The 25531-nt window shown below is 71.2% G+C and carries 27 protein-coding genes; 17 read left to right on the forward strand and 10 right to left on the reverse strand.

The annotated features are described in order from the left end of the window. Positions 1–76: 76 nt before the first annotated feature. Positions 77–1036, forward strand: coding sequence for a penicillin-insensitive murein endopeptidase (locus AB0L64_RS05185; protein WP_363707857.1), 960 nt, complete (start codon positions 77–79; stop codon positions 1034–1036). A gap of 13 nt (positions 1037–1049) precedes the next feature. Then, positions 1050–1697: a nitroreductase family protein gene (locus AB0L64_RS05190; protein WP_363707859.1), complete on the forward strand. Its 648-nt coding sequence runs from the start codon at positions 1050–1052 to the stop codon at positions 1695–1697. Here the strand turns inward: AB0L64_RS05190 and AB0L64_RS05195 are convergent, their stop codons facing one another. Next, the gene (locus AB0L64_RS05195) at positions 1698–2189 is read right to left on the reverse strand and encodes a DNA polymerase ligase N-terminal domain-containing protein (RefSeq protein WP_363707861.1); all 492 of its coding nucleotides are present in this window, start codon (positions 2187–2189) and stop codon (positions 1698–1700) included. Between the two features lie 248 nt (positions 2190–2437). Between AB0L64_RS05195 and AB0L64_RS05200 the strand changes: the two genes are divergently transcribed. Next, on the forward strand, positions 2438–2620 hold the full coding sequence (locus tag AB0L64_RS05200; protein ID WP_359937165.1) for a hypothetical protein: 183 nt from the start codon (positions 2438–2440) through the stop codon (positions 2618–2620). A gap of 22 nt (positions 2621–2642) precedes the next feature. Here AB0L64_RS05200 and AB0L64_RS05205 read toward each other — a convergent pair whose 3' ends face one another. Further along, a complete protein-coding gene (locus AB0L64_RS05205; RefSeq protein ID WP_363707863.1) occupies positions 2643–3704 on the reverse strand; it encodes a serine hydrolase domain-containing protein in 1062 nt (353 codons plus the stop codon). A gap of 63 nt (positions 3705–3767) precedes the next feature. Here AB0L64_RS05205 and AB0L64_RS05210 point away from each other — a divergent pair, with 63 nt between their 5' ends. The 4 genes from AB0L64_RS05210 (at position 3768) to AB0L64_RS05225 (ending at position 7115) form a co-directional block, all read left to right on the forward strand. Next, positions 3768–4700 carry a LysR family transcriptional regulator gene (locus tag AB0L64_RS05210; RefSeq protein WP_363707865.1) on the forward strand — a complete coding sequence of 311 codons (933 nt, stop codon included), beginning with the start codon at positions 3768–3770 and terminating at the stop codon, positions 4698–4700. A 95-nt stretch (positions 4701–4795) separates the two neighbouring features. Further along, complete coding sequence (locus AB0L64_RS05215; protein ID WP_363707867.1) at positions 4796–5527, forward strand: SDR family oxidoreductase; 732 nt, start codon at positions 4796–4798, stop codon at positions 5525–5527. After that, on the forward strand, positions 5524–6402 hold the full coding sequence (locus AB0L64_RS05220; RefSeq protein WP_363707869.1) for an SDR family oxidoreductase: 879 nt from the start codon (positions 5524–5526) through the stop codon (positions 6400–6402). Before AB0L64_RS05215 ends, AB0L64_RS05220 begins: the two co-directional genes overlap by 4 nt. After that, complete coding sequence (locus AB0L64_RS05225; RefSeq protein ID WP_363707871.1) at positions 6399–7115, forward strand: amidohydrolase family protein; 717 nt, start codon at positions 6399–6401, stop codon at positions 7113–7115. The genes AB0L64_RS05220 and AB0L64_RS05225 overlap by 4 nt, the downstream gene beginning before the upstream one ends. Here the strand turns inward: AB0L64_RS05225 and AB0L64_RS05230 are convergent. Beyond that, positions 7094–8005 (reverse strand): TIGR03564 family F420-dependent LLM class oxidoreductase, encoded by a 912-nt coding sequence (locus AB0L64_RS05230; RefSeq protein WP_363707873.1) that lies wholly within the window; start codon positions 8003–8005, stop codon positions 7094–7096. The genes AB0L64_RS05225 and AB0L64_RS05230 overlap by 22 nt on opposite strands. A gap of 88 nt (positions 8006–8093) precedes the next feature. Here AB0L64_RS05230 and AB0L64_RS05235 point away from each other — a divergent pair, with 88 nt between their 5' ends. From AB0L64_RS05235 to AB0L64_RS05275, 9 genes are all read left to right on the forward strand, one after another. Beyond that, on the forward strand, positions 8094–8945 hold the full coding sequence (locus tag AB0L64_RS05235; RefSeq protein ID WP_363707875.1) for a LysR family transcriptional regulator: 852 nt from the start codon (positions 8094–8096) through the stop codon (positions 8943–8945). Positions 8946–9232: 287 nt separating this feature from the next. Next, positions 9233–11545 carry an MFS transporter gene (locus AB0L64_RS05240; protein WP_363707877.1) on the forward strand — a complete coding sequence of 771 codons (2313 nt, stop codon included), beginning with the start codon at positions 9233–9235 and terminating at the stop codon, positions 11543–11545. A 183-nt stretch (positions 11546–11728) separates the two neighbouring features. Then, a complete protein-coding gene (locus AB0L64_RS05245) occupies positions 11729–13018 on the forward strand; it encodes an SWIM zinc finger family protein (protein WP_363707879.1) in 1290 nt (429 codons plus the stop codon). A gap of 25 nt (positions 13019–13043) precedes the next feature. Then, the gene (locus tag AB0L64_RS05250; protein WP_363707881.1) at positions 13044–14447 is read left to right on the forward strand and encodes a DUF5691 domain-containing protein; all 1404 of its coding nucleotides are present in this window, start codon (positions 13044–13046) and stop codon (positions 14445–14447) included. Beyond that, a complete protein-coding gene (locus AB0L64_RS05255; RefSeq protein ID WP_363707883.1) occupies positions 14444–15523 on the forward strand; it encodes an AAA family ATPase in 1080 nt (359 codons plus the stop codon). Before AB0L64_RS05250 ends, AB0L64_RS05255 begins: the two co-directional genes overlap by 4 nt. Beyond that, a complete protein-coding gene (locus AB0L64_RS05260; RefSeq protein ID WP_363707885.1) occupies positions 15520–17688 on the forward strand; it encodes a DUF5682 family protein in 2169 nt (722 codons plus the stop codon). Before AB0L64_RS05255 ends, AB0L64_RS05260 begins: the two co-directional genes overlap by 4 nt. Beyond that, the gene (locus tag AB0L64_RS05265; protein ID WP_363707887.1) at positions 17685–18833 is read left to right on the forward strand and encodes a VWA domain-containing protein; all 1149 of its coding nucleotides are present in this window, start codon (positions 17685–17687) and stop codon (positions 18831–18833) included. Before AB0L64_RS05260 ends, AB0L64_RS05265 begins: the two co-directional genes overlap by 4 nt. Before the next feature lie 13 nt (positions 18834–18846). Then, on the forward strand, positions 18847–19134 hold the full coding sequence (locus tag AB0L64_RS05270) for a hypothetical protein (protein WP_359937204.1): 288 nt from the start codon (positions 18847–18849) through the stop codon (positions 19132–19134). A 40-nt stretch (positions 19135–19174) separates the two neighbouring features. Beyond that, entirely contained in the window at positions 19175–19606 is a 432-nt protein-coding gene (locus tag AB0L64_RS05275; protein ID WP_363707889.1) for a GNAT family N-acetyltransferase, read from the forward strand. Here the strand turns inward: AB0L64_RS05275 and AB0L64_RS05280 are convergent. Both AB0L64_RS05280 and AB0L64_RS05285 read right to left on the reverse strand, forming a co-directional pair. Then, positions 19603–19947, reverse strand: a complete 345-nt coding sequence (locus AB0L64_RS05280) for a YciI family protein (protein WP_359937207.1) — start codon at positions 19945–19947, stop codon at positions 19603–19605. The genes AB0L64_RS05275 and AB0L64_RS05280 overlap by 4 nt on opposite strands. Next, positions 19944–20894, reverse strand: a complete 951-nt coding sequence (locus AB0L64_RS05285) for an aldo/keto reductase (protein WP_363707892.1) — start codon at positions 20892–20894, stop codon at positions 19944–19946. The genes AB0L64_RS05280 and AB0L64_RS05285 overlap by 4 nt, the downstream gene beginning before the upstream one ends. Before the next feature lie 185 nt (positions 20895–21079). On the opposite strand from AB0L64_RS05285, the gene AB0L64_RS05290 reads away from it, so the two are divergent. Continuing rightward, entirely contained in the window at positions 21080–21649 is a 570-nt protein-coding gene (locus tag AB0L64_RS05290; protein ID WP_363707894.1) for a TIGR03086 family metal-binding protein, read from the forward strand. Between the two features lie 79 nt (positions 21650–21728). Here the strand turns inward: AB0L64_RS05290 and AB0L64_RS05295 are convergent, their stop codons facing one another. From AB0L64_RS05295 to AB0L64_RS05315, 5 genes are all read right to left on the reverse strand, one after another. Next, complete coding sequence (locus tag AB0L64_RS05295; RefSeq protein ID WP_363707896.1) at positions 21729–22952, reverse strand: hypothetical protein; 1224 nt, start codon at positions 22950–22952, stop codon at positions 21729–21731. After that, complete coding sequence (locus tag AB0L64_RS05300; protein WP_363707898.1) at positions 22870–23922, reverse strand: glycosyltransferase; 1053 nt, start codon at positions 23920–23922, stop codon at positions 22870–22872. Before AB0L64_RS05300 ends, AB0L64_RS05295 begins: the two co-directional genes overlap by 83 nt. A 77-nt stretch (positions 23923–23999) precedes the next feature. Further along, on the reverse strand, positions 24000–24221 hold the full coding sequence (locus tag AB0L64_RS05305) for a hypothetical protein (RefSeq protein ID WP_363707900.1): 222 nt from the start codon (positions 24219–24221) through the stop codon (positions 24000–24002). Next, the gene (locus AB0L64_RS05310) at positions 24197–24826 is read right to left on the reverse strand and encodes a DUF2306 domain-containing protein (RefSeq protein WP_363707902.1); all 630 of its coding nucleotides are present in this window, start codon (positions 24824–24826) and stop codon (positions 24197–24199) included. The genes AB0L64_RS05305 and AB0L64_RS05310 overlap by 25 nt, the downstream gene beginning before the upstream one ends. Beyond that, positions 24823–25482 (reverse strand): hypothetical protein, encoded by a 660-nt coding sequence (locus AB0L64_RS05315; RefSeq protein ID WP_363707904.1) that lies wholly within the window; start codon positions 25480–25482, stop codon positions 24823–24825. Before AB0L64_RS05315 ends, AB0L64_RS05310 begins: the two co-directional genes overlap by 4 nt. Between the last annotated feature and the right edge of the window lie 49 nt (positions 25483–25531).

The raw sequence follows: 25531 nt of genomic DNA on the forward strand, positions 1-25531 counted from the left end.
CTTGCGATTCGCAAGAAACTGCCTGATGGTGGCGGGTGAGCGTTAGTCAGTTACCTCACCCGCCCCGGAGGGACTCATGCGACGTGCTCTGCTCGCCCTGACCGTTCTGCTCCTCACCGCGCTGATGCCGGCCTCCGCGCAGGCCTACGCCAACGCCTTCTTCCCGACCCAGAGCAGCGGCAACCGCGGCGCCGACGTCCAGGCGATCCAGTTCCTGCTGCAGTACGCCGGGCAGTCCGTCGACGCGGACGGCGTCTTCGGCGCGACCACGGTCACGGCCGCGAAGGCGTTCCAGACCGCCAAGGGCCTGGGCGTCGACGGGATCGTCGGACCGCAGACGTGGGGAGCGCTGACGCCGACGCTCCGCTCCGGTGACAGCAACGCGGCGGTGAAAGCGTTGCAGGTCGAGCTGAACGCAAAGCGCCGCCTCAGCCTCCCGGTCGACGGTGTTTTCAGTACGGCGGTCCGCGACGCGGTCGTGTCGTTCCAGTCGCACGCGGGCATCGGCGCGGACGGCATCGTCGGCCCGATCACCTGGCGCAACCTGGCCTGGCACTACGACTACCCCGACTTCAGCGCAAACCTGTGCGACCAAGACCCGGACGGCAACGGTACGGCGGCCAACTGGGCAGCCGCTGCGCCGGTAGCGCAGCTGGAAGCCGCGGCCCGTTCGTTCGCGTCCACGGGCCAAGGCAAGGTCCCGTACGGCGACGCGGGCTTCGAACACGGCGGTGACATCCCCGGCCACGCCAGCCACGACAACGGGATGGACATCGACATCTGGCCGATCCGCACCGACAACGGCCAGTGCACCGCGGGCCGGATCACCTGGGAGTCGACGACGTACGACCGGGCCGCTACCCGCCAGCTGATCCAGGCCGTCCGCGCCGCGGCGCCGGGCCATGTGAAGTACATCTGGTTCAACGATCCGACCTTGATCAGCGAGGGCCTGACGCAGCAGTGGCCGGCCCACGACAACCACCTGCACGTCCGCTACTGCGAGAAGGTCCACCCGAACAGCACCTACGTCTGCTGACACACTGTCCGGCGTGACATACACCCTCGATCTGAACCCTGACGAGCTGCTCACCACGACCCGTACCGTCCGCAAGCGGCTCGACCTCGAGCGGCCGGTGCCGATGGAGCTGATCCGGGAGTGCATCGAGATCGCGTTGCAGGCCCCGTCGGGCAGTAATCGGCAGACGTGGCACTGGCTGGTGATCACGGACGCCGAGAAGCGCGCCGCGGTCGGCGAGTACTACCGGCGGGCCGTCGAGCAGTACCTGGCCGGACCGGGCGCGGCGGGCAAGCTGCACGCCGACGACCCCGAGCGCGGGCCGGTCCAGCGCCGGGTCGGTGACAGTGTTGCCTACCTGGGCGAGCGGATGGGGCAGGTCCCGGTGCTGGTCATTCCCTGCCTGGAGGTGCGGAAGCTGCCGGCCGGGAACCAGGCCGGGCTGTGGGGCTCGATCCTGCCGTCGGCGTGGAGCTACATGCTGGCCGCGCGGGCCCGCGGCCTCGGTACGGCGTGGACGACACTGCACCTGACGTACGAGCAGGAGGTGTCCGAGCTGCTCGGGCTGCCCGAGGAGATCCGGCAGACGGCGCTGATCCCGACGGCGTACACGCTCGGGACCGGCTTCAAGCCCGCGGCCAGGCAGCCGCTCGACGACGGCCTGCACATCGACGGCTGGTGATCAGGACGCCGCCATCTCCTCGATGGTCAGGCCGCTGAGCACCGACCGGGGCTCCGTGACGGTCAGGTCGAGATCCGGGTCGGCGTCGGCGTCCTTCACCTTCACCAGCAGCCAGTCGCCGCCCGTGCGGGTGAATGCCCAGGCGCCGTTGAGCTTGACGCCGTGCAGTTGCACCTTCAAGTGTCCGCGGTCGATCGCCTCGGCCGGGTCGACCAGTTGCTGCCGGTCGTCGCGGGTCAGGTTCGTGTAGACGCCGGCGTCCCAGACGATCACCGCGCCGCTGCCGTACTGCGCGTCGCGATGCACACCCTCGTACGACGCGTACTCGAGGTCGTGGTCGCTCGTGAACACCGCGAGCCGCTTCACGATCGGGTCCAGCGACGGCCCCCGCGGCACCGCCCAGGACTTGAGCACCCCGTCCACCTCCAGCCGTACGTCGTAGTGCAAGCGCCGGGCATCGTGCAGTTGCACTACGAAGATCGGCCTGGTCATAGGGCCTCCCGTCCTGGACTGAGGAGCTGAGGGAGCGAAGCGACCGGAGCGACGAGGGAAGGACGGGAGTCACAGCCCCATGACCCAGCGCGCCGGAGGCCCGCAATCAGCACAGCCAATGGTGGCTCCTGACGAATTCGAGTTACCGCTAACGGTCTGTCATCTGGCGGTTGTAGGCTGGCCTCTGGCTGAGCAACCAGCCCTCCACACTCTCCTCCATCATCCGCCCCTGTCACGAAGCAGGTGCCATGCCCGTAGCCCCCTCACCGGCGCGGCCGATCGCCGTACAGATCCGCATCGGCGGACGCTGGATCGCGGGTCAGGAGCTGGGCCGCCGGACCGGAGCGGCCGGGACCGACGAGGTTCTCGTCAGTCACCACGGCCATCTCGTCTGGATCGACCAGCACCAGGTCCGCGAGTCCCGAAGCTGAAACCCTTGACAAACAAGGGCTTTCAGCAAAGAGCTTTCGCAACCAGGTTACCGATCTCGATCGCGGACGCCGACCCACTCGGGTCGAAAAGCGTCCGGGTCAACGCGAACGTGACGCCTGAGCGGGTGTCCGCCCAGGCGACGCTACCGCCCATGCCCGGCCAGCCGATGGTCGCCGGGCTCTCGTCCGCGCTCGACCCCAGCCGCCCGATCGAGTAGCCGAGCGCCAGAGTCGCCGGATTGCCGAGCAGTTCGTCCTGCGCGACCAGTGCCGGCCCGGTGATCACCGGCACGGCCTCCGGCCGGACCAGTCGCACTCCGTCGACCTCGCCGATCAGGGCGGCGTACAGCTTGGCGATCCCGCGGGCGGTCAGGATCGCGCTCGACGCGTCCTCGATCGCGAGCAGCTCGGGCCGGTTGACCACCGCGGCCCGCGGCTGCATCGCGCGCGGAACGACCTGCTCGAACATTCCGGCCAGCATCGCGAACGTCTCCTCGGCGCCCTCGGGCTCCACCAGTTGTGCGAGCCGGTGCCGCTGGTTCCCGGGCAGGGCGAAGAACACGTTTTCCTCGATGCCGAGCGGGTTCAGGACCTCCCGCAGTACGTCGGAGATCGTCCGGCCGGTCGCGCGCCGGACGATCTCGCCGACCAGGACCCCGAACGTCTCGGCGTGGTACGTCATCTTCGTGCCCGGCTCCCACCAGGGCTCTGTGGCGGCGAGGCGGTCCGCCTGTTCAGACAGCGTTTTCCGGGTCGTTCCGGGCGGCAGCGCGGGGAGGCCGACCGAATGGGTCAGCACGTGCCGCAACGTCGCAGTGTCCTTGCCGTGCGCCCCGAATTCGGGCCAGATCTCGACAATCGGCCGGTCGTAGTCAAGGACACCGCGATCCACCAGCACATTGGCGACCGTCGCGGACGCGCCCTTTCCGGTGGACGCGGCGAAGTACAACGTCTCGGGCGTGACGCCGTCGCCCGCGACCGCGTCCACGACCAGCTCGCCCTGCCGGTACACCGCGACCTGCAGACCGAGCTCGGTCCCGGCCAGCTCGTCGATCCGCCGTTGTACCTGGTCCTGAAGATCCATCCGTCCATCCTCTCTCCCGCGGGTACGTCGGAGACCGGGCGGAACTTTTGACACACTGCGCTCGTGGAACTGCGGCAGCTGGAGTACTTCGTGGCGGTGGCGCACGAGCGGAGCTTCACGCTGGCCGCCCGCCGGTTGCACGTGGTGCAGAGCGCGGTCAGTGCAGCGATTTCCGCGCTGGAGAAGGACCTGAAGGTGACACTGTTCGAACGCAACGCCCAGCGGGTGGTGCTGACCGAGGCCGGTACGGCGTTGCTCCCGGAGGCGCTCGCCGTGCTCGACGCGGTCCAGGGCGCCCGAGACGTCGTCGACGAGCTGGGCGCCGGGATGCGCGGGCGCGTGCGCGTCGGACTGCTGCCGGGGCTCGGGCTGATCGACCTGCCGGCAGCCGCGGGTGAGTTCCGCCGCCGGCATCCGAACGTCGAGCTGCAGTTGCGGGTCGAGCCGGAAGGGTCCGCCGGCGTCGTCGTCGGGCTCCGGAACGGCGATATCGACGTCGGTTTTCTCGGCGTCGCGCAGGGCAGTGTGCCGCGCGAGCTGACCGCCTGGGAGCTGCTGCGGGTTCCGCAGGTGCTGGCGGTACCGGTCGGGCATCGGCTGGCCCGCCGGCGGTCGGTGCGGGTGGCCGACCTGGCCGACGAGGCGTTCGTGGACTTCCCGCCGGGCTTCGGGACGCGGACGCTGATCGACCAGAAGTTCGAGGCCGCCGGGATCGAGCGGCGCGTGGTCGTCGAGGCGATCGGCATCGAGAACGGTGTGCAGTTCCTGTCCCACGGCGTCGGCCTCGGCATCCTTCCGGCGTACGCCGTCGCGGACGTCGACGCGCTCCGGGCCGTGCCGATCGCGGACGAGACGTTCCAGTGGTCGCTGTACATGGCGACGTTGAAGCGGCGGAAACCGACCGCCGCGCTGCGTGCTCTGCTCGGCCTGGTGGGCAGTCACCTGAACCAGCCGCCCGGCACCGAGCTCGGCCGGGACTTGGATCAACAGAATTGATCTTCGCATCGTTTTGATTCGTTGGATTTGATCCATTCGGCGGCGCACGATCGAGATGTCAGCAGCAAACGACATCGAGATCAGGAGCAGGAACGATGACTGAACGAGTGGCGATCGTGACGGGTGCGTCGAGCGGGATCGGCCGCGAGGCCGCGATCCGGCTCGGCCGCGACGGCTTCGCCGTGGTGATCGGGTACGGCGGCAGCCGGGCCGGTGCCGAGCAGACCGTCAAGGAGGTCGAGCAGGCCGGCGGCAGCGCGATCGCGGTGCAGGCCGACGTGGCCGACGAGACCGCGATGAGCGCGCTGTTCGACCGGGCCGAGGCCGAGTTCGGCGGTGTCGACGTGGTCGTCAACGCGGCCGGGATCATGCCGCTGGCGCCGCTGGCCGAGCTCGACCTGGACGTGTTCGACCAGGTCGTCCGGACCAACCTGCGCGGCACGTTCGTGGTCGACCAGCAGGCTGCCCGGCGGGTCCGGGACGGCGGCGCGATCGTCAACATCAGCAGCTCGCTGACGCTGCTCGCGCGCCCGGCGTACTCGGCGTACGCCGCCAGCAAGGGCGGCGTGGAGGCGATCACGCTGATCCTGGCCCGCGAGCTGCGCGGCCGGAACATCACCGTCAATGCGGTCGCCCCCGGCCCGACCGCGACGCCGCTGTTCCTGAACGGCAAGCCGCAGGAGCTGATCGACCGGATCACCGCCGAGCCGCCGCTCGAGCGCCTCGGCCGGCCCGAGGACATCGCCGAGATCATCGCGTTCCTGGCGGGCCCGGCGCGCTGGATCAACGGCCAGGTCATCTACGCCAACGGAGGTTCGGCAGCATGAGCAAGGTCGTTCTGATCAGCGGCGCGTCCAGCGGTTTCGGGGCCCTGACCGCCCGGGCCCTCGCCGACGCCGGCCACACCGTGTACGCCGGGATGCGCGACATCGCCGGCCGGAACGCGTCGGCCGCCGCCGACGCCAAGCAGCACAGCGCCGGCCTCCGGCCGATCGAGCTCGACGTGAGCTCGGACGAGTCCGCCCAGCAGGCCGTCCGCACCGTCGTCGGGGAGCAGGGGCGGCTCGACGTACTGATCCACAACGCCGGTCACATGGTCACCGGTCCTGCCGAGGCCTTCACACCGGAGCAGTTGCTCGACCTCTACGACACCAATGTCGTCGGCACCCAGCGGCTGAACCGCGCCGCGTTGCCGGTGCTGCGCGAGCAGCGCGACGGTCTGGTCGTGTGGGTCGGCAGTTCGAGCACCCGCGGCGGCACCCCGCCGTACCTCGCGCCGTACTTCGCCGCGAAGGCCGGGATGGACGCCATGGCGCAGAGCTACGCGCTGGAGCTCGCCCGGTTCGGGATCGAGACGACGATCGTCGTCCCGGGTGCGTTCACCCACGGCACCAACCACTTCCTGCACAGCGGAACGCCGGCCGACACCGACGTGGTCGCGGCGTACGAGACGCAGTACGCCGGACTGATGGACCAGGTCGGTCAGCGACTGGCCGAGCTCGAACCGGAGTGGTCGGACGTCGCCGAGGTCGCGACGCTGATCGCCGAGGTGGTCGGCACCGAGAAGGGCAAGCGGCCGTTCCGGGTCAGCTACGACCCGTCCGACGACGGAGCGATCGTGGTGAACGCGGTCGCCGACCGGATCCGTGCGGAGTTCTTGCGCCGGGTCGGCCTCGACGACCTGCTGCATCCGGTCGCGTGATCGACCGGCACGCCCACTTCCTGCTGCCGGAGTACGTCGCGGCGGCGGAGCGGGCGGGCCACCTCCGGCCGGACGGGATGTCCCGCTGGCCGGAGTGGTCGGTCCGGCAGCACCTGGCGGCGATGGACGCGGCGGGGACCGAGAAGGCGGTCCTGTCGGTCCCGTCGCCTGGTGTCCACTTCGGCGACGACTTCCGCGCCCAGGTCCTGTCCCGCAGGATGAACGAGGCCGCGGCCGAGATGGCGCGCGACCATCCGGGACGGTTCGGCTTCTACGCCAGTCTGCCGTTGCCGGACGTCGAAGGCGCGGTGGCCGAGGCCGACTACGCGTACGACGCACTGCAGGCCGACGGCGTCGTCCTGCTCAGCAACGCAGGCGGGCAGTACCCGGGCGATCCTTCCTGGGAACCCTTGTGGCGAACGCTGAACGACAGGTCCGCGACGGTGCTGCTGCACCCGACCTCGCCCCCGCAGTGGCGCCAGGTCGCCCTCGACCGGCCCCGCGCGATGATCGAGTTTCCCTTCGATATCGCGCGAGCAGTCGCCGACCTGGCACTCACCGGAGTCCTCACCCGTCACCCGGACGTCCAGATCACCGTGGTCGACGGCGAACTGCTGGCCCCACTGGCTCAACGCATCGAGCGGCTCTCCGGGGTGACGACGCCGCCACTGTGCCCGGCGGGCGGCAGCGGCTACTGCTGCGCCGTCGCGTAGTCGAGAGCGAACCGGGTGGTCCGTTCCACCTCGGAGTCCGTCCCGACCGGGCAGACGAGGAACTCCGTGGTCCCGGCGTCCGCGAAGCGCTTCAGTTCCTTGGCCACCGTCTCCTCGTCACCGAGCACCGCGGTGTCCTCCGGGCCTGCCTTGCCGCCACGGTCCAGGACAGCGCGGTACGCCGGCATGTCACCGGCGGCCCCGAACCGCTCGCGGATCCACTGCCGCGTGGCGTCCGGGTCATCCGTGACCGCGACGCAGACGCCCGCGACCACCTGCGGTACCGGCCGCCCCGCCGCGGCCGCCGCCCGGTCGATCGTCGGGCGGATGAAGTCCTCGATCACCTCGGGGCCCGCCCAGCTGGTCGTCGTACCGGCGGTCAGTTCGCCCGCGGTCTTCAGCATCCGCGGGCCGAGCGCGGCCAGGATCAGCTCGGGCGCCTCGGCGCCGGCGATGTCCAACTGGCCGCGCGCGGTCAGCCGCTCGCCGGCATGGTCGGTCGGCTCACCGGCGAGCAGCGGCCCGAGTGCCTCGACGTACTCGCGCACGTACGCCGCCGGGCGGTCCATCGACAGGCCGAGCATCCCCTCCACCATGTGCGGGTGGCTCGAGCCGACGCCGAGCGTCAGCTGGTTGCCGGTCAGCACCTGCACGCTGAGCGCCTGGGCCGCCAGTGCGAGCGGATGCCGCGGATACACCGGGACGACGCCGACGGCGTACCCGATGGTCGAGGTGTACGGCGCGACGCCCGCGATCAGCGTCAGCGCGTCCCACCCGAGCCGCTGGCTGAACCAGATCCGGTCGATGCCCGCGTCCTCGGCGGCCTTCGCGGCGGCGCCGATCGCGTCGACGGCCCGGCCCTCTTCGTCGATCCACAGTCCGATTCTCATGTCCACCAGTCAACGGAAGCGGCGGCCGCCGACCCAGACGCAGTTACGCTGTGCAGCGATAAGGGATCGTGATCGCCGGAGGTGTCCGATGGAGCTGCGGCAGCTGCGGTACTTCGTCACCGTCGCCGAGGAACTGCACTTCGGACGGGCCGCCGAGCGGCTGAGCATCGTGCAGCCGGCCGTCAGTCAGCAGGTCGCCCGGCTCGAACGTGAGCTGGGCCTGCGGCTCCTCGACCGCTCGTCGCGCCACGTCCGGCTGACCGGCGACGGCGAGCGGATGGTGCGCGAGGCGCGGGCCGTCCTGGCCGCGGCCGATCGTGCTTCGGAGGTGGCCGCGGAGCTGGCGTCCGGGCGTTCCGGCGTACTGCGGATCGGCGCCGCCCCCGGACTTCGCGACCGCCTGGAGCGCGGCCTCGGGACCCTCCGCACGCACACGCCGGACCTCGAGATCCAGGTGAGCTCCGGGGCGACGGCGGAGTATCTGACTGCGCTGCGGTCGGGGGATCTGGATGTCGCGTTCGTCCGCGGTGAGGTCGCGGCCGTGGACCTGCGGGTCATCGAGCTCTGGCGCGATCCGCTGTCCGTGCTGGTCCCGACGGCGTACCGCGCGGACGACGGTGTGAAGCTGATCGACCTGGCCGGACTACCGCTGCGGTTGCCCGACGACCCGTGGCTGCAGGACCAGCTCGTGACGGCCTGTCGGGAGGCCGGGTTCGAGCCGCGGATCGGGCGGCCGATCGACGGCTTCGAGGCGGCGGTCGTGGAGATGTCGACGGGTTCGCCGGCGTGGACCGTGGTGTACGGAACGGCGTGCGAGGCGGCCGAAGGCGCCTTGTGGATGGGACCGCTCGATCCGCCCAGGACGGCCCCCGGGAACCTGCTGACGGTGGCGGGGCAGTCGTCCGAGTGCGTCGACGTACTGGTCGCGGCGTTCGGATGAGGACCTCCGGCGGGCCCTGACAGCTCCGCCGGAGGCCGGGTGTTGATTACTCAACAAGCACCGGATCGTACGGTGGAAATCGCGTTCCGAGGAGGGTCCGTCTCATAATTGGTCAGGGAACTTTTGGTGGCTCCCGGTGCACGATCGCTGACGGTGCGGGATTAAAGTTGGTAGTCGCAACCAAATGCCGGGCTGGGTGAGGACCCCAAGTCAGCCGTTTCCGCCTCGGGGACAGCGCACGTCGCTGCCCCCGGTCGTAGCGTTCCCGCCGTACGAAACGGAAACCGATGTCTGCCACCCAGACCCCGCCGGCCCCCGGCGCCACCCCGACCCGGTACCGCTCGCGGTACGCCGACGACGCGCCGGTCGCACCACAGCCGGCCGCGTCCGGTGACCCCGAGCTCTCGCACCGCGAGATCCTGGAGATCCTCGCCGGGCTGCTCGCCGCACTGTTCACCGCGGTGCTCAGCTCGACCATCGTCAGCAACGCGCTCCCGACGATCATCGCGGACCTCGAAGGCACGCAGACGCAGTACACCTGGGTGGTCACTGCCAGCCTGCTCGCGATGACCGTGTCCACACCGGTGTGGGGCAAGCTGTCCGACCTGGCCAGCAAGAAGCTGCTCGTGCAGCTCGCGATCGTCCTGTTCGTGATCGGGTCGATGCTGGCCGGCGCCGCGCACAACGTACCGTTCCTGATCGGGGCGCGGGTCCTGCAGGGGCTCGCGATGGGCGGGCTGATGGCGCTCGCGCAGGCGATCGTCGGCGCCGCGATCCCGCCGCGCAACCGCGGCCGGTACTCGGGGTACATGGGCGCGGTGATGGCGCTCGCGACCGTCAGCGGCCCGCTGGTCGGCGGGGTGATCGTCGACACCTCGTGGCTCGGCTGGCGGTGGTGCTTCTACGTCTGCGTGCCGCTCGCCGTCGTGTCGCTGATCGTCCTGCAGCGGTTTCTGCAGCTGCCGGTGGTGAAGCGTCGCGTCCGGATGGACTATCTCGGCGCGGTGCTGATCGCGGGTGCGGCCGGCCTGCCGTTGATCTGGGTGTCGTTCGCGGGGGAGCACTTCCCGTGGTGGTCGTGGCAGACCGGCGCGTACCTGGGCGGTACGGCGGTGCTCGCGATCCTGGCCGTGGTGGTCGAGACCCGGGCCGCCGAGCCGCTGGTGCCGATGCGCGTGGTCCGGGAGCGGACCACGGCGCTGGCGATCGTCGCCAGCGTGGCGGTCGGGCTGGGGATGTTCGGCAGCGCGGTGTTCCTCGGGCAGTACTTCCAGGTGGCCCGCGGGTACAGCGCGACCGAGGCCGGGTTGCTGACGATCCCGATGATGCTCGGCTCGTTCCTCGGGTCGGTCGGGTCGGGGCAGCTGATCACCCGGTTCGGGAAGTGGAAGCGGTACCTGGTGATCGGCGCGCTGTTCCTGACCGCGGGTCTCGGGCTGCTCGGGACGATCGACCACACCTCGCCGTACTGGTACGTCGGGCTCGGGATGCTTGCCATGGGCATCGGGATGGGCATGACGATGCAGAACCTGGTGCTCGCGGTGCAGAACACGGTGGACGTCAGCGAGGTCGGGGCGGCGAGCGCGACGGTGACGTTCTGCCGCAGCCTCGGCGGCGCGGTCGGGGTGTCCGTGCTCGGCGCGATCCTCGCCACCCGGGTGACGGATCTGATCACCGAGCACCTGCGCGACCTCGGCCCGGCCGCGGCCTCCGGCGGCTCGGGCAGCCTGCTGGACGTCAACTCGTTGCCGGGCCCGGTCCAGGAGATCGTCCGGCACGCGTACGGCGACGCCACCGGGCGGATCTTCGTGATCGCCGCGGGGGCCGCTGTGGTGAGCCTGCTCGCGGTGCTGTTCATCCGCGAGGTCCCGCTGCGACAGACGGTGGCGATGCGGAATGACGACCAGGGCGAGGCCGGCGCCCCGCCGTACCAGGAGATCTCCGACGATCCGGCCGAGCGGGCTGCCGTCGTCGCGCTGGACGTGATCACCTCGGCGGAGCGCACGGCGCGGGAACGCGAGCGGGAGGCCGGCGAGCGGGTGCAGGCCGCCGCGCACACGATCCGGCAGATGCGGACCGACGTTGCGGACCTGTTCACCCGGGTGGACCAGCAGATCGCCGCGCTCGAGAACACCCTCCCCGATGCGGACCTCCCGCACCCCGCGGCGGCGATCCTCGACTCCCAGCGCCCGGCCGGCGAACTCGTCGACGAGCTCCGCCGGTACGAGCTGAGCGTCCTCAGCGCCAGCCAGCGCACCGCCGACCACCTCCGCGAAACCGCGCGCACTGAGGCGGACCACCTGCGGGCGACCGCGCGGACGGAGGCGGACCAGCTGCGGACGACCGCGCGGACGGAGGCGGATCAGGTGCTGGCCGAGGCCCGCTCGGAGGAAGCGGAGATCCGCGCCCGGATCGCCGAGCTCGAAGCCGTCGAGCACCGCCTGCTCGGCACGATCCGCGACAACCTCTCCAGCACCCCGCACCCGCCGGCCGCGCCACCCGGTCGCGAGGCCGCGCACCAGACCTTCCCGCCCGCCCACGCGCCCGCCTCCGGCAACGGCTACCCCGAGGACGCCCACCACCGCCAACCCTTCGGCTGACCAGCCCATTTGCCTGGCTGACCAGCCAAATGCGGGGTTCTGCACCCGTACTCAGGGTGCGGAACCCCCAACTTCGCTGGTGGGCCAGGCAAATTCCGCGGGAGACCGGTCGCGCGGCCGGGCGGGTGGGCTGTCGGAGCGGGGTGGCATGCTTCGGGGTACGGCGTCGGGTGAGGAGCGGGTGTGGGGTTGTGGGACGTGGAGCAGGTGGTGGGGCTCGCGCCTGATGCCGCGTCGGTGAAGGCCGGGCAGGGGTTGGCTCGGGGGGAGAAGTGGTCGGGCGCGGGGGCTACGGATCGTGCGGTCTGGGGGTTGTGCCAGGGGAGTGGGAAGCAGCCGTACCAGACCGGCGTGGACCTGGGCGGCCCGGCGTACAAGTGCTCTTGCCCGTCGCGGAAGTTTCCGTGCAAGCACGCGCTCGGGCTCCTGTTGCTGTGGGCGAAAGGCGAGGTCCCGGCGGCGGACGAGCCGGACTGGGTGCAGACCTGGATCAGCCAGCGTGCCGAGCGGCCGGAGCGGAAGCCGGGCGAGGTCGCCGACCCCGTCGCGGCACAGGAGCGGGCCGCCCGGCGGGCGGACCGGGTGTCGGCGGGCCTGGCGGAGTTGGCCGGCTGGCTGGACGACCAGGTCCGGCAGGGCCTCGGCGGATTCGACCAGCGGGCGTACGCCGAGCTGAGCAGGCTGGCGGCCCGCATGGTCGACGCGCAGGCGCCGGGAGTGGCAGGAGCGGTACGCCGGGCAGCGGCTGCCGTCGGACGCGGTCACGGCTGGCCGGGTGAGCTGCTCGAGGAGTTGTCCCTGATCCATCTCGTCGTTGCCGCGCACGGTCGCCTCGCGGATCTTCCGCCGTCCCTCGCCGACACTGTGCAGAGCCGCATCGGCTGGACGACCGAGACCGCGCGTGTGCTCGCGGACGGCGAGAAGGTCGAGGACGACTGGCTGATGCTCGGGCGGGTGGTCGAGCCGGACGAGCGGCTCACGGTCCGCCGGGTGTGGTTGCGCGGGGCAACGACCGGGCGGATCGGGCTGATCCTGACGTTCGCAGCCGCCGGGCGACCGCTGGACCCGCTGCCCGCGCGCCCCGGCGAGTATGTTCCGGGCGCGCTCTCGTTCTACCCGGGGGCGCTGCCGATGCGCGCCCTCCTGACCCAGACCGATCCGCGCCGGCCGGCGTCTCGCCCCGCTGGACACACAGTCCGCCAGGCGTTGGCGTCGTACGTCGAGTCCCTGGCCGCCGACCCGTGGAACGAACGCTGGCCGCTGGTGCTGCGGGACGTCCGCCCGGCGCCGTACGGCGACGGGTGGGCGCTCGTCGACAGCGACGGCGACGGGTTGGAACTGCTGCCGGGCTGGGATCCGATGAAGCTGCTGGCCGTGTCGGCGGGCGACCCGGTCACCGTGGCCGGCGAATGGAACCGCGCCGGCCTCCGCCCGATGACCTGCTGGCGTGACGATCGGCCGGTGATCCTGTGACCGACGACGATCCGGGGGAGGCGCGGTGAAGGGCTGGGACGGCCTGGTCAGTTCGGCGTTGCTCGGCACCGACCGGCGGCCGGTGCACTTCGAGGAGCTGCCGGAGCACATCCAGGCGCGCCTCGGGGAAGGCAACCTGCTCGACGCCGCCGCGCTCGCGACCGTGTACAAGCGGGCCGGTCGCAAACCTCTGCGTGCTCTCGAACCGCTCCCGGCCGCGCCCGGCGAGGACCGGCCGTTGCCGCGCCCGGGGGCAGTGCGGCGACTTGCCGCGATGCTCGGCGGATTCCAGACGTCCGCGCTGGGTGAATGGCTGCGGGCCGCGGATACCAACGGCTGGGGTGTGCCGCCCGAACACCTGCCCGCGCTGGCCGACTACGCGCGCAACCGTGCCGAGTATCGTCCGCTCGTCATCGCCGCGGCCGGGCGTCGCGCGCGCTGGCTCGCGGACCTCAACCCCGAGTGGCGGTTCCTGCACGCGGCGGTTGCCGAGAGCAATGACCTGGAGTTGTGGACGCACGGGAACGCGATCCAGCGGCGGGCCTGGCTGCGCGCCGCCCGCAGTCAGGATCCGGACGCTGCCCGCGCCGCGCTGGTCGAGGTCTGGCCGGCCGAGTCGGCCGGCACGCGCGCCGACTTCCTCGGGTTGTTCGCCGACAACCTCGCGCTGCCGGACGAGGAGTTCCTGGAGTCCGCGCTCGACGACCGTTCCCGCGAGGTACGGCGGCTGGCCGCGCGACTGCTCGCCCGCTTGCCGGGATCGCAGTACGGCGTCCGGATGACCGAGCGGCTGCACTCGCACCTGACTCCGGCCCAAGGCGTGCTCGCGGTCGACCTGCCGCGCCGGCTGACACAGTCGATGGAACGCGACGGTCTCGACTCGCAGAACCCGGAAGGTGTCGGCAAACGCGCCTGGTGGTTCCAGCAGATCGTGGCCAACACACCCTTGCAGGCAATGGATGTCGCCTGGCTGCACACCCCGGTCGAGGGCTGCGCCCTGGAGGTTCTCCAGGCAGGCTGGGCCGACGCCGCCGTCCGTGAGGGTTCGGGGCAGTGGGCGCGGGAGTTGTTGCTGGCGAACGCCGACCTCGGCAGCCGCGGTCCGGCCGAGCTGCTCCGTCTGCTGCCACCGAACGAGTGGGCGAGCGCCGTCGACGTACTGCGCAAGTCCGTCGACGTCGCCGAGTTGGTGGGCGGCCTGCCCGTACCGTGGCCGGCTCCGCTGGGCCGGATGATTCTCGACCAGCTCGCCAAGGTCGGTACCAACCGCGCCTGGGCCCGCCTCGCCAGTATCGCGGCCCGCGCGGTGCCGCCCGACGTACTCGACCATCCGATCACCCGCGAACCGACCGGCGAGGAAGACACCTGGCTTCGCCGCCTGGTCGAGACCCTGACCTTCCGCCGCGAGATGTACGAGGAGCTCACATGAACGAAGTACTGCGCCCGCACGCGGAGGTCGAGTATGCCGACGAGCTGCAAGCGCTGCGCGCGACGGACGACCGGCCGCGACCGCCGGCGTGGCAGCTTTCACCGGCCGCCGTGGTCACGTACCTGCTCGGCGGGAAGACCGGTGACACCGAGATCTCACCGAAGTACGTCGGCCCGCGCCGGCTGATCGAGGTCGCGGTCGCCACGCTCGCGACGGATCGCGCGCTGCTGCTGCTCGGCGTACCGGGAACGGCGAAGACGTGGGTCAGCGAGCATCTCGCGGCCGCGATCAGCGGTGACTCCACCCTCCTGGTGCAGGGGACCGCGGGCACCGCCGAGGAAGCGATCCGGTACGGCTGGAACTACGCGCAGCTGATTGCCCAGGGCCCCAGTGAGGCGGCGCTCGTGCCGAGCCCGGTGCAGCGCGCGATGGCCGAGGCGAAGATCGCCCGGATCGAGGAGCTGACCCGGATGCCGTCCGACGTCCAGGACGCGCTGATCACGATCCTGTCCGAGAAGGCGCTGCCGATCGCCGAGCTGGCCACGGAGGTCCAGGCCCGCAAGGGATTCAACGTCATTGCCACCGCCAACGACCGCGACAAGGGTGTCAACGAACTCTCCAGCGCGCTCCGCCGGCGGTTCAACACCGTCGTCCTCCCGCTGCCCGATTCCGCCGAGGACGAGGTGGAGATCGTCTCCCGCCGGGTCGCCCAGCTCGGCTCGGCGCTCGAGCTGCCGCAGCCGGACGACGCGCTGGAGGAGATCCGCCGGGTGGTGACGATCTTCCGCGAGCTCCGCTCCGGCCGCACCGAGGACGGCCGGACCGCGGTGAAGTCCCCGTCCGGCACACTCTCCACCGCCGAGGCGATCAGCGTCGTCACCGGCGGCCTCGCCCTCGCGGCGCACTTCGGCGACGGCGTGCTGCGGCCGACGGACGTGGCCGGCGGCATCCTCGGCGCGGTGGTCAAGGACCCGTCGGCGGACCGCGTCGTGTGGTCGGAGTACCTCGAGACCGTCGTCCGGGAACGCGACGACTGGGCTCCGTTCTACCGCGCCTGCCGAGAGATCTCCGGATGACCGTTCACCTGCTCGGGATCCGGCATCACGGACCGGGGTCGGCGCGGGCGGTGGCGGCCGCGCTGGCCGAGCTGCGGCCGGACATCGTCCTGATCGAGGGACCGCCGGAGGCCGACAAGATCGTCGAGCTGGCGGCGTCGGAGGAAATGGAGCCGCCGGTCGCGCTGCTGGCCTACGCGGTGGACGATTCGACCCGGGCGGCGTTCTGGCCGTTCGCGGTGTTCAGCCCGGAATGGCAGGCGATCAAGCACGGGCTGGCGGCCGGGGTTCCGGTGCGGTTCTGCGACCTGCCCGCGGCGCAGCAGTTCGGCTCCGCGGGCGGCCGATCCGTGTCGATGGACCCGTTGGCGACACTGGCCGAGGCGGGCGGGTACGACGACCCGGAACGCTGGTGGGACGATGTGATCGAGTCGCGTCGCGGGGGCGCCGAACCGTTCACGGTGATCGCAGACGCGATGCGGGAGCTGCGCCACGGCGAGGAAGCGGTTGGCCGGGAGGCGCAGCGCGAGGCGTACATGAGAACCGTTCTGCGTAAGGCGATCCGGGACGGTTTCGAGCGGATCGCGGTGGTCTGCGGCGCCTGGCACGTTCCCGCGCTCGAGCTGCCGTTGCCTCCGGCAACACATGATCAGCGGATCCTGAAGGGCCTGCCGAAACGCAAGGTCGCCTGCACCTGGGTCCCGTGGACGCACGGCCGGCTGGCCGCGGCGAGCGGTTACGGCGCCGGCATCACGTCACCTGGCTGGTACCACCACCTCTTCACCGCACCGGACCAGATCACGACCCGCTGGCTGGCCAAGGTGGCCGAGGTACTGCGCAACGAGGACCTGCCCGTGTCCAGCGCGCATGTGATCGAGGCCGTCCGGCTCGCCGACACACTGGCGGCGCTACGGGAACGTCCGCTCGCCGGGCTCAGCGAGGTGACCGAAGCGACGCGGGCGGTGCTCTGCGGCGGGAACGACGTACTGCTGGATCTGGTGACCCGCGAGGCCGTCGTCGGGGAGCTCCTCGGATCGGTGCCGGGGGAGACGCCGCAGGCGCCGGTGGCCGCGGACTTCGCGGCGCAGGCGCGGCGGTTGCGGATGAAGCGGGATCCGACCGAGCGCGTGATCGAGCTCGACCTGCGCAAGCCCAACGACCTGGACAAGTCCAGGCTCCTGCACCGGCTGCGGATCCTCGGCGTGCAGTGGGGCGTGCCGGCCACCGACGAGCGGCGCGCGCAGGGCACGTTCCGGGAGATGTGGCGCCTGGCCTGGGATCCGGGCCTGGAGGTCGAGCTGGTCGCGGCCGGCGCCCATGGTACGACGGTGCTCGGCGCCGCGACGTCCGTGATGCTGAAGGACGCCGGCTCGCCGACGCTGGCCGACGTCACGGCCGCGTTGGAGAAGTCACTGCTCGCCGACCTCGCGGAGGCGCTGCCGCCGCTGCTGCGCGGCATCGACACCAGGGCGGCGGCCGATGCCGATGTCGGGCATCTGATGGCAGCGCTGCCCGCGCTCGCCCGAGCCTCGCGGTACGGCGACGTCCGCGGGACCGACACGGCCGGGCTGGCCTCGGTCGCGGGCCGGATGGTGTCGCGGGTGTGTGCCGGTCTCGCCCGGACCGTGCACGGGCTGGATCCGGACGCGGCGGCCGCCGTCCAGGAGCTGATCGACGGCGTGCAGGACGCGACGATGCTGCTGGCCGACGACGTGCGCTCGGAGTGGCTGAACACGTTGCAGAGCTTGAGCGATCGCGCCTCGGTGCCGCCGCTGATCCGGGGCCGACTGACGCGGTTGATGCTGGACACCTCGAGGCTGCCGGATCACGAGGTCGCGCTGCGGCTGGGACGTTCGCTGTCGTCCGGCACCCCGACGGCGGACGCGGCCGGGTACGTCGAGGGCTTCCTGGCCGGCGGCGGGTTGCTGCTGGTCCACGACGAGCGGCTGCTCGCGATGGTGGACGGATGGCTGGCGGCGATCCCCGACGACGCTTTCCTCGAAGTCCTGCCGCTGCTTCGGCGGACGTTCGGCACGTTCGCGGCACCGGAGCGACGGTCGATCGGTGCCCGGGCCCGCGTCCTGAGCGACCCGGCGGCTGCGGTCGTCGCCGATGATGACGACCTCGACGCCGAGCTGGCCGCGACCGCGCTGCCCGTGGTCGCCCGACTCCTGGGGGTCTCATGAGTGACGAGCGGCTTCGCCGGTGGCGCCTCGTGCTCGGCGGTGAAGCGGAGGAAGAGACCGGTACGACGCTGGCGGGCGCGGACCGGTCCGTCGACGCGGCGCTGGCCGCGCTGTACGACGCCGCCGAGGGCGAGTCGGGGACGCAGCGGTCGGCCGGGCTGGGATCGTCGGCGCCCCGGGTGGCGCGCTGGCTGGGTGACATCCGGCAGTACTTCCCGAGCACTGTCGTCCAGGTGATGCAACGGGACGCGGTCGAGCGGCTCGGGATCACGCGGATGCTGATGGAGCCGGAGCTGCTGGGCGCGGTCGAGCCCGACGTCCATCTGGTGTCCACGTTGCTCGCGCTCAACGAGGTGATGCCGGAGGAGACCAAGCAGACCGCGCGGGACGTGGTCGGGCGGGTGGTGGCCGAGCTCGAGGCGCGGCTCGCGGAGCGGACGAGAGCCGCGGTGACCGGCGCTCTCGACCGGGCCGGCCGGACGGCGCGGCCGCGGCACTCCGACATCGACTGGGACCGGACGATCCGGGCGAACCTCAAGCACTTCTCGCCGGCGCTCGGGACGATCGTGCCGGATCGCCTGGTCGGGTATGCGCGCCGCAACCACAGCGTGCAGCGGGACGTCGTGCTGGCGATCGACCAGTCGGGGTCGATGGCGGAGTCCGTCGTCTACGCGGCGCTGTTCGGTGCGGTGCTCGGGTCGATCCGGACGTTGCGCACGTCGCTGGTCGTGTTCGACACCGCTGTGGTGGATCTGACCGAACAGCTGGACGATCCGGTCGACGTCCTGTTCGGGACCCAGCTGGGAGGCGGGACGGACATCAACCGCGCGCTCGCGTACTGCGAGGAGCTGGTCACGAAGCCGGCCGAGACCGTGCTCGTGCTGATCTCGGACCTCTACGAGGGCGGCATCCGGGAAGAGATGCTGCGGCGGGTGCGTTCCTTGGTGGAGTCCGGCGTACAGGTGGTTGCCCTGCTCGCGCTCGCGGACTCGGGCTCGCCGTCGTACGACGCCGAGAACGCGGCCGCGCTGGCGGAGCTCGGCGTACCGGCGTTCGCCTGCACCCCGGACAAGTTTCCCGACCTGATGGCCGCGGCCATCCGCCACGACGACATCGCCGGCTGGGCCGCGACCAACATCACCTGAGAGGACCTGTTTGATGTCGACTGTCGAACTGACCCGCTTCCGTGTCCTGCCGGAGCGCACGGACGAGCTGCTGGCGGCGCGGGCCGACATGCTGAAGGACTTCGAGGCCGACCGTGCCGGGTTTCTGGGCGCGCGCCTCGTGCAGCTCCCGGACAACCAGTGGCTGGACATCGTCGACTGGGCGACGCCCGCGGACTTCGCGGCGTCGCGGGACAAGGGCGCCAACCTGCCGGGTATCGCGCGGTTCTTCGCAGCGATCGACTCGCTCGTCGTCGCCGAAGAGGGCGTCAGCGCCCCGTAATTCGCCTGACACCCACGGCCCGCGGTGCGACCGTGGCGGCATGGAGATCAGCGACATCCGTCCGGACGAGTACGACCGGGCCGCCGAGTTGTGGGAGGCCTCCGTCCGGGCGACCCACACCTTCGTCACCGAGGCGGATCTGGACGTGTTCCGGCCGCTGGTCCGGGCGTCGTTCGGTCAGATCGCCCAGCTGGCCGGGCTGCGGGCCGGCGACGGGCTGCTGATCGGGTTCATCGGCGTGCAGGATGAGAATGTCGAGATGCTGTTCCTGGACCCGGCGTACCGGGGGCTCGGTGGCGGCAGTCTGCTGCTGAAGCACGCGTTCGCGCACTTCGCCGCCACGTCGGTCGACGTCAACGAACAGAACCCGCAGGCCGTCGGCTTCTACGAGCACCACGGCTTCCGGTTTGCGTCCCGCAGCGAGCACGACTCGACCGGCAAGCCGTACCCGATCCTGCACCTGCGGCTCTAGCCGGCGATCTCCAGGATGTCGATCGGGGTGTACGGGTCGGCCTCGGCGAAGCGGAGGGCCCACTGGACGGCTTCCTCCTTGCTGTCGACGCGGATGATCGACACGCCCGCGACGAGCTCCTTGGTCTCCGCGAACGGGCCGTCGATCACCCGCGGCTGACCCGGCGTCGGGAACGTGACCCGGGCGCCGCGCGAGCTCGGCATCAGGCCCTCGCCGAGCACTAGTACCCCGGCCTGACGCATCTCCTCGAGGACGGCGTCCGCCCGCTCGAGGATCTCCGGATCCGGCGGGTTGCCGGCCTCCAGGCTGTCGTTGGTCTTGTGCAGCAGCATGTACCTCATAGCGCCGACCTTAGTGCGCCCCAGAACGCTTCAGGCACTTCGTGATCGAGCCACGCCGCCACCTCCGCGATCTCCCGCGGGCTGCGCGCGCCCACCACCACGGCCGGTACGGCGGGATGCTTCAGCGGGAACTGCGCCGCAGCGGCCAACAGCGGTACGCCGTACGCGCCGCAGAGCTCACGCAGTACGTCGATGCGTCGCAGCACGTCCCGCGGGACGCGCTCGTACCCGTTCGGGGCGCCGTGTGCGGTGTCGGCAAGCACGCCGCCGTGGAACACACCCGCGGCGAGCACGGCGACACCGAGCTTCTCGCACAGCGGGAGCAGTTCGTCGGCGCCGGACTGGTCGAGCAGCGTGTACCGCCCGGCGAGCAGGACGATGTCCGGGCCGCCGTCGGTCTCGCGGAGGAAGCGGGCCGCGACGTCGGCGTGGTTCACGCCGAGCGAGATCGCCCGGATCGTGCCGCGCCCGCGCAGCTCGGTGAGCGCCCGGAAGGCCTCGGTCGAGGCGGCCGGGAAGTCCAGCTCCGGGTCGTGGATGTGCAGGACGTCGATCCGGTCGATCCCCATCCGCTCCAGGCTCGCCTCGAACGACCGGATCGTCGCGCCGTACGAGTAGTCCAGCCGCGGCCCCAGCCCGGCCGGCGGCTCCGCCCAGATCGGCTGCAGGTCCGGGCCGCCCGGCTCGATCAGCCGCCCCACCTTGCTGCACAGCACGAACTCGCCCCGCGGCCGCCCGCGCAAGGCCAGCCCGGCGCGCTGCTCGGACAACCCGTACCCGTACACCGGGGCGGTGTCGAACAGCCGCACGCCCAGCTCCCAGGCCCGATCGATCGTCGCCACCGCCTGTGCCTGCGGCACCGCGGCGAACATCCCCCCGATCGAGGCCAGCCCCAACCCCAGCTCGCTGACCCGCAATCCCGTCCGCCCCAACTCCACCGTCCGCATGACCCCGACCGTAGAAGGCGCCACCGACAGAGCCGGTACCGAACGACAGGAGGTATCCGTCGATCGGACCGGCCTCCAGGCGTACCGGGACCGCCCCGAGCCGGCTGGAGACCGACACGTCCTGTCGTTCGGGCCCTGGAGGTGGGGGCTTCCCTCGGCGGGCGCGGGCGCGGGACCATGCGGAGATGGGTGAGATCGCGGAGCGGTACCGGCGGCGGGCCGAGGCCTTCGAGCGGAAGGTCGCGGCGGTGCAGCCGGACCAGTGGGGGAACCAGTCGCCGTGCGCGAAGTGGACCGCGCGGGACGTGGTGGAGCATGTCGTCACGATGCACGGGACGATGCTGACGCCGGTCGCGCGGAAGCTGGAGCCGGCCGACGACCCGCTGACCGCGTTCCAGGAGGCCCGGGCCGCGATCGAGGACGTCCTCGACGATCCGGTGGCCGCGCTGACCGAGACCGACACCCCGGGCGGGCGGCTGACGACCGAGCAGCACATCGACCAGGTGGTGTCCGACGATCTCGTCCTGCACGGCTGGGACCTGGCGCGCGCCACCGAGCAGGACGAGACGATCGACCCGGTCGACCTTGAGCGGCTCTGGGCGACCGCGGTCGCGATCCCGCCGGAGCTGATGGCGAAGTACCGGACGCCGGGCGCGTTCGGCGAGGGTATCGAGGTGTACGGCGCCGAAGTGCCCGTGCCGCCGGACGCTCCGCTGCAGGACCGCCTGCTCGGACTCCTCGGCCGCGAGCCGTAACGCCCCATTTGCCTGGCTGGCCCACGAGTTTGAGGGTTCGTCACCCTGAATCACGGTGAACAACCCCCAAATTGCTGGGTCAACCAGGCAAATGGGAGCGGAGGGTCGTCGGGGCGTAGTACGCCGCGGGGTCGGGGCAGATCGGGGCCGCGGCGAGCTGCGCCGGGTCCTGCATCAGGAGGGCGTGGCCTTTCGCGATCGCCGGGTCCAGGTACTCGTGGCCCGGGAGGTCCGCGACCGCCGTACGGCAGCCGAGCGCCATCCCCTCGAACAGCGCGGTAGTGGACACCCCGACCTGGTACGTCGTGGTCGCCAGCAGGTCCAGTGTGCTGCCGCCGGTGGAGAGGTCCACGCCGGACGGAATCGTGTAGTCCGCGGGACGTTCGCTCGGGTGCGGCCGGTACAGGACTTCCAGGTCAGGGCGTTCCTTGGCGACCGCGTCCGCGACCTTCACGAGTTCGGTGCCGATCGTTCCCTGCGACAGGAACACCACGCGGCGCGGGTCCTTCGGGCCGGGCTTCGGCAGGAACGGCGCGCCCATCACCTCGGTCCGCATGCCGGCCGGCAGGTCGGCGACGCCGGTCCAGTACGACCCGAAGCACCACAGCTCGTCCGGCTGGTCCGCGACCACCGGCCGGCCGGGGTAGCTGTACCCGAGGTGGAACGGGCTGATCGCCCCGTGCTGCAGCTCGACGACCCGGATCCCGAGATCGCGGGCGGCGCCAACGATGTGCTGGTGGAAGTACGCAACAACCAGGTACACGGTCGTGATCCGGTGCTTCCGGAGCAGCGCGCGGTAGAGCGCGCGCAGCCGGAGGTGCTTCGGGACCTCGCGGGCCAGCAGCACGCCGACCGGGATCCGGACACGGGTGAGCTTCTCAAGTGCGTCCGCGATACCGCGATCGTCGGCCGTCCGGCGGTGGACCGCGCCGGCGGCGGAGGTGAAGAAGTCCAGGTTCTTGCTGCCCGGCAGCGGCGTGCCGTTGATCCCGGAATCCAGGATCAGGGCGCGGTCGCCGAGCGCGGCCCGGAGCTCATCGGTGTAGATCTCGACACCGTTCGGTTTCCGGGGGTGCGGTACGACGAGCGCGTCGTACCGGCCGGGGAACGGCGTGCGGCTGACGATGCCGGCGACGTGTTTCCCGACCAGCGCGGCCTTGTCGTACGGCGTCCGCCGGACCGGATGGGACGCGCCGTGGATCCCGGTGCGGCGGCTCAGCTCATGGAAGACGCGCATCCGGATGATCGGCCAGGGATGCATCCCCTTGACCTGCCACCCGAGCAGATCCAGATCGTTCTCCACCGTCCAGATCGCCGCGCACAGCTCCGCTACCGTCGGCCGAACCGTGCCGTTCCCGGTACTCGTCATGGTTGATCCCTACTATCCCGGCGAGACTACCGACGCCCGAGAAGAACCGGCGGACTGCCTTCAGCAGGTGCGTCTTCCGGCCGAGCAGCAGCCCGGCGAGGGCGAACCCGATCGCCGAGATCACCCGGGCGGAAGCATAGGCCAGCACCAGGACGTAGCTGATCGCGCCAGGGCGGATCAGCAGCCGGCTGATCGTGTCCCCGCTGCCGGAGCGGAAGGCGCGCCGGACCAGCCAGCGCAGCGTGGTGCGGCCGACCGGGACCTCCTCGCTGATGCAGGCCTCCTCGCACCACACGATCCGGAAGCCGGCGCGGTGCACGCGGAGGAAGAAGTGCAGGTCGCTGGAGCCGGTGTAGCGGAAAGCGGGGTGGAAGCCCGGGGTGACCGCGTGGTAGACGCGGCGGCTGACCAGGGTGTTGTTCGTGTACGCCTTGCGGAGCTCCTCGCCGGTGGTGTGCCGACCGGTGGAGTCGTGGACGTCGCTGTAGTGGTTCCAGGGCGGGGCGCCGGGCGGGAGGTGGCCCTTCACCGGGCCGGTGACGACGTCGGCGCCGGTCGACTCCCACGCCTCCAGCAGCGTCCGCAGCCAGCCGGGCGGGGCGACCTCGTCGTCGTCGACGAAGATCAGCGCATCGTCGTTCCAGCACAGCTCGACGGAGCGCTCCCGGGCGAAGGGGATCCCCGGCTCCGGTTCCACCACGGACTCGACCGGGTACGGCGTACCGTCCGCGAACTCCGCCAGCACCTGCGCGGCCGACCCCTCCGCGTCGTTGTCCACCACGACGATCCGGATCGCGTAATCCCCATCCGCGGGCAGCTCCTGCGCCTGCAAACTCGTCAACAACCCCCGCAACAGAGCAGGTCGCCTGAAGGTAATCACCGCGATGGCGACACTCATGCTCATGGCGCCCGAGACTATCGGTCCCACCCAACAACCGCTCGTCCAACGCGGGTGAGATCCGGCCCCGATCGCGAAAGGCGCTAGTCGACAGGTACGACGGAGATGAGGGTGAGGCCGAGGTCGCGGATTCGGGCGAGGAGGCCGTACAGCTCGGACTGGTCGGCGATCGGGCCGCGGAAGACGGTGGTGCTGCCGGGGCCGGGGGCGAGGGTGAGGTCGGCGAACCAGCCGGACCAGCGGGGGTCGAGCCGGCCGGCGACCTTCAGTTCGTACACGGTCAACGCCGCCTCCGGATGAGCCATTCGGCGATCGCGGCGTTGACCGCCCACCCGGCGCTGACCGAGACCGCAATGCTCAGCTCGCCGGTCCCGAACAGGGCCTGCCCGACGCCTTGGGTGAACACCTGCGTGCCGGCGCCCAGCCCCAGCGCGTACGCCCGCATCATCCAGGCGCGGTGTACGGCGACGTCGCGCCGGCGGATCGCGGCGAAGCCCAGGACGATCGAGGCCCCCATCGCGCTCGCCACGACCAGCCGCACGCTCCACAGCAGGGCGCCTCCCGGTGCGCCGGAGTAGAACAGCGTCATCCACAGCCCGGAGCCCGCCACGAGCAGCCCGGCCGCGACGAGGACCCGTCCGGCGCGCCGGTGCCAGCCGATCTGCGTACGGCGTACCCGGCGCGAGAACTGGAAGGCGCCGACCACCGCGTACACCGCCGCGCCGGCGACGTGCACGACGACGGGCGCCGGCGAGGCGTCCACGCGCGGGTTGTCCGGCATCACGACCGGCCCGCCGGCGATCTCCACCAGGCGGAGCGTCCCGGAGACCAGCGGCACGATCGTGAGCAGCACCAGCGCGAACGGGATCCAGGCGTCCGATCGCGCCCGCGTCGCGGCGTACCCGCTCATCGTGTCACCGCGACCGGCTGCCGCGCCGACATCGTCGTGGTGCGCCAGAGCGAGACGCCGAGCGCGATCATCGCGATCCCGTTCGGGTAGGCGAGCAGGCGGTAGAAGGCGTCCGGCATGACGGTGAGCGCGGCCGAGACGAGTCCACCGACGGCCAGTAGCACAGTTGCCCAGCGAGCGAGCACTCGCGCGCGGAACAGCGCGATCCCGAACAGCAGCCCACCGGCCAGATATGCGAATCCCTGCACGCGCAGCACCGTTGCCAGCGCGCCGATATCGCCGGCCGGGTGACCGCCGGACGCCGCCTCGAGGACGTCGCGCACGTAGCCGGGGTTCGTGTCCGCGATCGTCGGCAGGACGTACGCCGACACGAAGGTCGTGCAGAGGATCGACAAGTAGCCGACGGCGAGGACGACGTACCCGATCAGCCCGAGGAGACCGTTACGGCGGATCTGGCTCAGGTACAACCCGCTGATCCCGGCCAGCGCCAGCGCCGCCATCACGAGCTTCAGCGTGTTCCGGACGGCGAGCTCGGTCGTGACGATCGAGGTGAGGTCCAGGTGCGGGTGCCCGATCTGGACGCCGATGAAGGTCAGCCCGGCGGCGGCAGCGGCGGCCGCGGAGGCCTTGGTCAGTGTGGTGGTGGTGATGGTCATGTCCGAACTCCCCCTGCTCGCGCTTGATCTTGCGGATGTTCGGAACGTA

The sequence above is a fragment of the Kribbella sp. NPDC051936 genome (assembly GCF_040680955.1).
Lineage (GTDB): Bacteria > Actinomycetota > Actinomycetes > Propionibacteriales > Kribbellaceae > Kribbella.

What these genes read in the sequence shown, in the direction of transcription:
- AB0L64_RS05185 (WP_363707857.1), top strand. Translation starts at nt 77, where the DNA reads ATGCGACGTGCTCTGCTCGCCCTGACCGTTCTGCTCCTCACCGCGCTG.
- AB0L64_RS05195 (WP_363707861.1), bottom strand. Translation starts at nt 2,189, where the DNA reads ATGACCAGGCCGATCTTCGTAGTGCAACTGCACGATGCCCGGCGCTTG.
- AB0L64_RS05200 (WP_359937165.1), top strand. Translation starts at nt 2,438, where the DNA reads ATGCCCGTAGCCCCCTCACCGGCGCGGCCGATCGCCGTACAGATCCGC.
- AB0L64_RS05205 (WP_363707863.1), bottom strand. Translation starts at nt 3,704, where the DNA reads ATGGATCTTCAGGACCAGGTACAACGGCGGATCGACGAGCTGGCCGGG.
- AB0L64_RS05215 (WP_363707867.1), top strand. Translation starts at nt 4,796, where the DNA reads ATGACTGAACGAGTGGCGATCGTGACGGGTGCGTCGAGCGGGATCGGC.
- AB0L64_RS05220 (WP_363707869.1), top strand. Translation starts at nt 5,524, where the DNA reads ATGAGCAAGGTCGTTCTGATCAGCGGCGCGTCCAGCGGTTTCGGGGCC.
- AB0L64_RS05230 (WP_363707873.1), bottom strand. Translation starts at nt 8,005, where the DNA reads ATGAGAATCGGACTGTGGATCGACGAAGAGGGCCGGGCCGTCGACGCG.
- AB0L64_RS05235 (WP_363707875.1), top strand. Translation starts at nt 8,094, where the DNA reads ATGGAGCTGCGGCAGCTGCGGTACTTCGTCACCGTCGCCGAGGAACTG.
- AB0L64_RS05240 (WP_363707877.1), top strand. Translation starts at nt 9,233, where the DNA reads ATGTCTGCCACCCAGACCCCGCCGGCCCCCGGCGCCACCCCGACCCGG.
- AB0L64_RS05255 (WP_363707883.1), top strand. Translation starts at nt 14,444, where the DNA reads ATGAACGAAGTACTGCGCCCGCACGCGGAGGTCGAGTATGCCGACGAG.
- AB0L64_RS05260 (WP_363707885.1), top strand. Translation starts at nt 15,520, where the DNA reads ATGACCGTTCACCTGCTCGGGATCCGGCATCACGGACCGGGGTCGGCG.
- AB0L64_RS05265 (WP_363707887.1), top strand. Translation starts at nt 17,685, where the DNA reads ATGAGTGACGAGCGGCTTCGCCGGTGGCGCCTCGTGCTCGGCGGTGAA.
- AB0L64_RS05270 (WP_359937204.1), top strand. Translation starts at nt 18,847, where the DNA reads ATGTCGACTGTCGAACTGACCCGCTTCCGTGTCCTGCCGGAGCGCACG.
- AB0L64_RS05275 (WP_363707889.1), top strand. Translation starts at nt 19,175, where the DNA reads ATGGAGATCAGCGACATCCGTCCGGACGAGTACGACCGGGCCGCCGAG.
- AB0L64_RS05280 (WP_359937207.1), bottom strand. Translation starts at nt 19,947, where the DNA reads ATGAGGTACATGCTGCTGCACAAGACCAACGACAGCCTGGAGGCCGGC.
- AB0L64_RS05285 (WP_363707892.1), bottom strand. Translation starts at nt 20,894, where the DNA reads ATGCGGACGGTGGAGTTGGGGCGGACGGGATTGCGGGTCAGCGAGCTG.
- AB0L64_RS05290 (WP_363707894.1), top strand. Translation starts at nt 21,080, where the DNA reads ATGGGTGAGATCGCGGAGCGGTACCGGCGGCGGGCCGAGGCCTTCGAG.
- AB0L64_RS05300 (WP_363707898.1), bottom strand. Translation starts at nt 23,922, where the DNA reads ATGAGCATGAGTGTCGCCATCGCGGTGATTACCTTCAGGCGACCTGCT.
- AB0L64_RS05305 (WP_363707900.1), bottom strand. Translation starts at nt 24,221, where the DNA reads ATGGCTCATCCGGAGGCGGCGTTGACCGTGTACGAACTGAAGGTCGCC.
- AB0L64_RS05310 (WP_363707902.1), bottom strand. Translation starts at nt 24,826, where the DNA reads ATGAGCGGGTACGCCGCGACGCGGGCGCGATCGGACGCCTGGATCCCG.
- AB0L64_RS05315 (WP_363707904.1), bottom strand. Translation starts at nt 25,482, where the DNA reads ATGACCATCACCACCACCACACTGACCAAGGCCTCCGCGGCCGCCGCT.